We start from the raw sequence: 6,331 nt of genomic DNA, 5'->3' as shown, positions 1-6,331 counted from the left end.
GCGGGGTCTTGAGCACGACCGGCCAGCCGTGGACGCCGGCGAAGGCCGCGACGTCGGCCGCCGACCCGACCTCCGCCCACGCGGGCTGCGGCTCACCGGCGGCGGCCAGTGCCCTGCGCAGCACGAGCTTGTCCTGGGCGTGCAGGAGCGCCTCGGGTGGCGGCGCGACCCGGTGCCCGGCCTCGACGAGCGTGCGCAGGTGCTCGGTCGGCACGTGCTCGTGGTCGAAGGTGACCACGGTGGCGCCCTCGGCCAGCCGCTGGAGGTCCGCGAGCTCCCCGTGGTCGCCGAGCTGGACCTCGGACGCCACCAGCGCCGCGGACTCGTCCGGTCCGGCGGACAGGATCCGCAGCGACTGCCCGAGGGCGATCGCGGCCTGATGGGTCATGCGGGCCAACTGACCGCCGCCGACCATGGCGATCACAGGAAGTCCCGTCCTGGGGTGCAGAGGTGCCGCCACGATATCGAAGGCTAGTGCCCTGACCACGGATGTTCGCCGGTGTGGTGAATGACAGCGGTGTCATGAGGCTGCGGTTCGTTGCCGGGGCTGGCCCCAGCGCCGGTGACGCTCACCACGGACCCGGGCGCGTTCGCGGCGTTGGGCGGCGAGCACGTCGGGATGACGGGCGTTGGGCATTGCAGATGGGCGTGCAGCGACCGAAGTGCGGCTCGATCGGATCGGCCCTCGAGGCGTAGGTCGGGGTGAGGTCCATCTCGACGGGGTGCCGGGGGCCCAGGCGCGGATCTTGGGGCCCTTGTGCGCCGACAGGTTGTCCAAGATCACGTTGACGGGGTCGCCGTCGGGTCGAGCGGCACGGATCGAGCGCACCGCGGCCAGGGAGTTCGCCGCGCCCTTGTGGGTGTGAACCACGCCCCCACAACCGGTTCTCCCCGATCGAGTAGCAGCCGTGGAAGTACCGCACCCCTGCGGTCTTGTGATGGTTCGCCGGTAGCCGGTGTGGTCAGCCCTTCGGCGCCCAGCCGGTTCCGGGGACGGGCTGGAAGGTCAGCGGGCCGAACTCATCGAAGGCGAAGGTCCGATCCGGATGCTGGGGGAGGACCTCCTCGATGCGGGCCAGCTTGGTCTCCCGGTCGGGGGTCCGGGCACTCCTTCCAGGTCTTGGTTCGCTGATAGGTGAGCTCGTGGTCGGCCAGCAGCCGGCGTGCCCGTTCCCGGCCGATGCGCACGATCCGGTGCGGGTTGTCGGCCAAGTAGGCGACCAGCCTGCGCAGGCTCCAGTGGGTGAACGGCTGCCCGACCTTGCCCGGGCGGGTGGTGACCGTCTCGACGAGAAAGGCCTCGTCCTCAGCGCTGAACCGGCGGGGACGGCCACCCGCCCATCGAGGGTCCAGCGCCCTCATCCCAGTTCCTTGAACCGGTGGATCACCTCCCGCACGGTGTCCTCATCGGCCGCGACCAGCTGGGCGATCGCCGAATCGCTGTTCCCGCTGGCCGAGGCCAGCACCACCATCGCCCGCCGGTAGCGGATCACGCTCTTGGTCGCCTTCGGCTCTCCGCGGCGCACGACCCGCAGCAGCCGCTGCCCCTCCTCATCCGAAAGGCGCCTTGCTTTTACGCGCTCGGCCATGCACCAGCATCGACCCACCAGCAAGGTTTGTGGTCAGGGCACTAGCCCGACCGGGTGGACGAGCGGCCGGCGCACCGGCCACCGGCTCGTACAGTGCTCGCATGGGGTCGCGTGGGAGATTGCGCCGGCTCCTGTGCGACGGGGAGCGCCGCCTGGTGCGGGAACTGGGCGCCTTCGGCGTCGTGGGCGCTGCCTGCTTCGTCCTCGACCTCGCCGTCTTCCACCTGCTCTACGCGCACTTCGGGACCGGGGCCCTCACCGCCAAGCTGGTCGCTGGCCTCGTGTCGACGACGCTCGCCTTCCTCGGCCACCGGTTCTGGTCCTTTGCCCGCCGCGCCCGTACAGGGCTTCAACGCGAGTACTTGCGGTTCCTGCTGGTCAACGTGGCCACGTTGCTGCTGAGCCTGACGATCGTGGGCATCGTGCGCTACCCGCTGGCGCAGGAGTCGCCGCTGGTGCTGCAGCTGGCCAACGTCGGGGCGATCGCGACCGGGACCGTCATCCGCTGGCTGGTCTACCGGCATTGGATCTTCCCGGTCGGGACGCCACCCGCCGTCGGTGAACCGGCGCTGGCGGCCGTACCGGGACACACCCCGGCCGGATCCGGTCGGGGCTGACCCGAGCCGGACCAACAGAACCGGCGTCGTCAAAGAGCTGGACGGCGTCGGTGGCGAGCTGCATGGCCACGTCGGAGGCGATGCCTGGGACGAGGCTGACGCGTAGGGGACGTCGTGGCGTTTGCTGACCGTCCGCGGCGGCACCGTCGACCCGATGTCGGTCGCCGTCGTCGCTGAAGCGGACGGCGGCAGCGATAGGGCCGCCGACTCGCCGGGATCGGCGGTCAGCACTCGCACCGGCCGGGTGATCGCCGCACAGTGCGTCATCCCGGCGAGCTGACCGCCCCGGATCGCTGGCGACGAGGGGAGGCCCGGTGCCCCGGTCCACGAAGCGGCATCGGGGCACCAGTCATCCGGACGACTTGCCTCGCCGCCGGCGCGTCGAACGGAACGGCAGGGACGCGTGTGACGAACCGGTCCCGTTGTAGCGCTTCGTCATATGACCGATGCGTTGAGTTAGGTAGCGTCGATGGCAGCCGGCCGTAGGGAGTCGGACGCCCGGCCCGAGCTGCCATGAGCGACGTGCTCGTTGAAGACACGAGGAGATCAAAGATCGTGCCCGTCTCGCATGCGACTGGTGGTCGTACGGCCCGCCTAGGAGCCTTGGACGCCCTAAGATTCATTGCTGCTCTGAGCGTCGTCGCCTTCCACTACACCGGGATCACTCCAGGGTGGGGCGGTCGCGCGCCAGCGGAGTTGGACAGGGTCGCCCGCTGGGCGTCCTACGGCACCATGGGAGTGCCGCTGTTCTTCGTGATCAGTGGCTTCGTCATCCTCCTGACAGCTTGGGAACGTGACGTTCCACAATTTCTGGCCTCGCGCGTCGGTCGCCTGTTTCCCGCCTACTGGACAGCAGTGGCCATCGCCGCCGTGATCGCCTTCGTGGTATGGCCTGAAGGGTCCGTCGTCGACGGACGGCCGCCGACCGAGGCCGAGGCCGCGTTGAACCTCACGATGGTGCAGGGTGCCTTCGGCGCCCACAATCTCGACGGCCCGTACTGGACGTTGTGGGCTGAAGCACGCTTCTACCTGCTCGTAGCGCTCTTCATGCTCGTCGGCATCACAAGGCAACGGGTCCTGGCGTTCGCGACGCTCTGGCCGGTCCTGGCCGTCATCGCACAGCAGGCGGGTCAGGCCATGTTGAGCACCCTGCTTATCGCCGACTACGCCCCCTTTTTCGCCGGCGGGATGCTTCTGTACGTCATTTATCGGGATGGCCACGACCTGGGCACCTGGCTGCTAGTGGGACTCCAAAGCATCTTCGCCCTCTACTTCGCGCTGGGGCACTATCCCGACTCCATCATGGTCGCGACCGGGTGGGCTCCCTCCAAGGTTCTGGTCGCCGGGTTCTCCCTCGCCTGCTTCGGGCTGGTCGCGCTGGTTGTCCTGACGCCATTGAGCCGGTGCACGGCAGGCTGGATGAGCGTTCTGGGGGCACTCACGTACCCGCTGTACCTCGTCCATGAGCGCCTCGGGCTCTTTATCGTGAACTCGCTGCGCGAAACCTTGAACCCCTGGCTGGTACTGGCAATCGCCGGCCTTTCCGCTCTCGTCCTGGCGGCAGGCATCCACTACGCAGTCGAGCGCCCTCTCGGCGGACGCTTGCGTCATGCCATGCTAGCCAGCCTCCAGCGCACCTCCGATGCCGACGGTTCTCCGCGGACCGGCGCTCACAGGGCTTTGCCTGGCATGTCCGATGGTCCCGCGACCCACATCGCCGCGCGCCAGGAGACCCCCCGGCCTCGGATGACCGATACGCGAACCTCTGTCCGCTTGCCAGCCCCCATGGCAGTTCACGACTGACTCATGCGGGGAGGCGCCGACCCGCCAAACCCTCAACTGGGACGTCCGTCAGGCGGCGTCCACCGAGGTGGTGTGCGACAGGACGCTGGGAGCCCGCGGACGTGAGGCGGCCCCCCGTGGAGTCGCTGCCCATATCCCCCGGCATGTGGTTGCTTTATGTCATCCTGCAATCACGAGGAGTGAAACCGGTGGTGTGGTTCCGACGTCCGCACCGTGCAGAAGGGGGTGCTCGATGCCCGTGGGAAGCGACGGAGCTCTTGAATCGATTGCGAGGTCCCTTGTTCTCCAATCCCCGTCGGCGTAGAGGAGCTGTACTGGTGTCGGGCATCGCGGCTGCAGGAGCCGCAGCCATGGTCGCCATCCTGCTCTCGACGCGCCTGCTCGATGAGACGGCGCCGGGCGGAGGTGCGGTCGCCGGTTCGGCGCCCTACACGCTCAAGGCCGAACCCTCAGAAGTTGCAACCGACGCACTCGTCGAACGCCCACGTGGAGCTGTCGACGTAGTGCTCACCTACGCGACGCTCGATGAGCATGCGGGAACGCTGCAGGCGAGCGGGTTCGTGGCCGGTCTCATCGAGGACGGCGGCACCTGCACCCTGACGCTCAGCCAGAACGAGACGGTGATCACGGTCGAGTCACTGGCCGGCGCGGACGCCACGACGACCTCCTGCGGCCTGCTGGAGACGGGGACGACCCTTGCCCCCGGCACCTGGGAAGCGCGGCTGAGCTACTCCTCTGCCAGCGCCGAGGGCAGAAGCGGCGCTCTGGAGGTCACGGTCCGATGAGTCGCCTTCTCATCCGGGCACGCGCCGTCCTTACATTCGTCGTGGTCTCGTGCGCCATCGGCACCGTACTGGCCGTGTCTACCGACCGCGACCCGCTGCGCTCGGGCCTCGCACTGGCGGCAGACACCAGCCAGTTCAACGCGGGGAACATCATCAGCGACGCCATGTTCTTCGACCACAACGCGCTGACCGCCCAGCAGACGCAGGACTTCATCGTCGCCAAGGGCGCGCACTGCCGGGCCAACGGCAGCATCCCCTGCCTCAAGGACTACCGCGAGAACACGGTCACGCGGTATGCGGACGGCATCTGTGACGGCACCTACTGGGGGGCGGCCGGCGAATCGGCCGGGACCATCATCTGGAAGGTTGGACAGGCCTGCCACATGAGCCCGAAGGTGCTCATGGTCCTGCTGCAGAAGGAACAGGGCCTGCTGACCGCGTCCGGCGCCAGCCTGACATCGCGCAAATACCAGATCGCCGCCGGTATGGGCTGTCCTGACACAGCCGCATGCGACACCCAGTACTACGGCTTCTACAACCAGGTCTACTCAGCTGCTCGCCAGTACCAGCGCTACGCGACGTATCCGTCGAGGTACTCCTACCGTGCCGGCGTCATGAACACCGTACATTGGTCGCCGAACAGCGCCTGCGGAACCTCTCAGGTGTGGATCGCTAACCAAGCGACCGCGGGCCTGTACATCTACACGCCCTACCGCCCCAACGCCGCGGCACTACGGGCTGGCTACGGCACCGGGGATGGGTGCTCAGCGTACGGCAATCGCAATTTCTGGCTCTACTACACGGACTGGTTCGGCTCCACCCAGTCTCCCGGTGGCGACGCCCTTCTCTCGGCCTACGCGGCTCGCGGGGGCGCGTCCGGACCACTTGGTCCGACGATTTCTTGGGTGATCTGCGGCCTGTCCGGCGGCGGCTGCGGCCAGGTGTTCCAGAACGGAACGCTCTACTGGTCAGCCGCCACCGGCGTCCACGCGGTCATCGAGCCGTACCTCTCCACGTGGGGAGCCCAGCGCGAAGGAGGTCCGCTCGGTTACCCGACGAGCGAGGTCATCTGCGGGCTCAAGGACGGCGGCTGCGGGCAGGTGTTCCAAGGCGGACGGATCTACCAGACCGCTGCCACCGGTACCCGCGCACTCACCGGCGCCATCCATGACACATGGGTCGCTGCTGGATCCGAGAACGGCCGTCTCGGCTACCCGACGTCGGGTCTGATCTGCGGACTCAAGGACGGCGGCTGCGGCCAGGTGTTCCAAGGCGGACGGATCTACCAGACCGCTGCCACCGGCGCCCACGCACTCACCGGCGCTATCCACACCGAATGGATCCGTCTCGGCTTCGAGAAGGGCCCCCTCGGCTACGCCACCGGCGACCAGGTGTACGGACTGCCCGATAGAGGCTGCAAACAGCAGTTTCAGGGCGGCACCCTCTACTCCCACCCCGATGCCGGCACCCGAGCCGTGTCCGGGGCCATCTCCACCGCCTGGACCCGAGCCGGCGGCGAAGGCGGAGCCATGGGCTA

7 protein-coding genes and 1 pseudogene are annotated in these 6,331 nt (G+C 68.2%); 5 read left to right on the top strand and 3 right to left on the bottom strand.

All coding sequences use genetic code 11. From position 1 onward, the window contains the following. The 3 genes and pseudogenes from VN520_RS30880 to VN520_RS39740 all read right to left on the bottom strand — a co-directional run. A pseudogene (locus tag VN520_RS30880) lies at positions 1 to 460 on the bottom strand (5-(carboxyamino)imidazole ribonucleotide synthase); the annotation flags it as partial. A gap of 560 nt (positions 461 to 1,020) precedes the next feature. Continuing rightward, positions 1,021 to 1,362, bottom strand: a complete 342-nt coding sequence (locus VN520_RS39745) for a helix-turn-helix domain-containing protein (RefSeq protein WP_414720001.1) — start codon at positions 1,360 to 1,362, stop codon at positions 1,021 to 1,023. Beyond that, complete coding sequence (locus VN520_RS39740) at positions 1,359 to 1,589, bottom strand: helix-turn-helix domain-containing protein (RefSeq protein WP_414720000.1); 231 nt, start codon at positions 1,587 to 1,589, stop codon at positions 1,359 to 1,361. The genes VN520_RS39745 and VN520_RS39740 overlap by 4 nt, the downstream gene beginning before the upstream one ends. A 101-nt stretch (positions 1,590 to 1,690) precedes the next feature. Here VN520_RS39740 and VN520_RS30870 point away from each other — a divergent pair, with 101 nt between their 5' ends. The 5 genes from VN520_RS30870 to VN520_RS30850 form a co-directional block, all read left to right on the top strand. Beyond that, complete coding sequence (locus VN520_RS30870) at positions 1,691 to 2,206, top strand: GtrA family protein (protein ID WP_325750239.1); 516 nt, start codon at positions 1,691 to 1,693, stop codon at positions 2,204 to 2,206. Positions 2,207 to 2,327: 121 nt separating this feature from the next. Further along, complete coding sequence (locus VN520_RS30865) at positions 2,328 to 2,486, top strand: hypothetical protein (protein ID WP_325750238.1); 159 nt, start codon at positions 2,328 to 2,330, stop codon at positions 2,484 to 2,486. Between the two features lie 233 nt (positions 2,487 to 2,719). Next, the gene (locus VN520_RS30860) at positions 2,720 to 4,009 is read left to right on the top strand and encodes an acyltransferase (RefSeq protein WP_325750237.1); all 1,290 of its coding nucleotides are present in this window, start codon (positions 2,720 to 2,722) and stop codon (positions 4,007 to 4,009) included. Positions 4,010 to 4,359: 350 nt separating this feature from the next. After that, complete coding sequence (locus VN520_RS30855; RefSeq protein WP_325750236.1) at positions 4,360 to 4,794, top strand: hypothetical protein; 435 nt, start codon at positions 4,360 to 4,362, stop codon at positions 4,792 to 4,794. After that, positions 4,791 to 6,331: LGFP repeat-containing protein (locus VN520_RS30850; protein ID WP_414719998.1), on the top strand; the 1,541-nt coding region annotated here is incomplete at its 3' end. The genes VN520_RS30855 and VN520_RS30850, both read left to right, overlap by 4 nt.

The organism is Streptomyces sp. (assembly GCF_035563135.1).
Lineage (GTDB): Bacteria > Actinomycetota > Actinomycetes > Streptomycetales > Streptomycetaceae > Streptomyces.
This window is presented reverse-complemented; position numbering and strand designations above follow the sequence as displayed.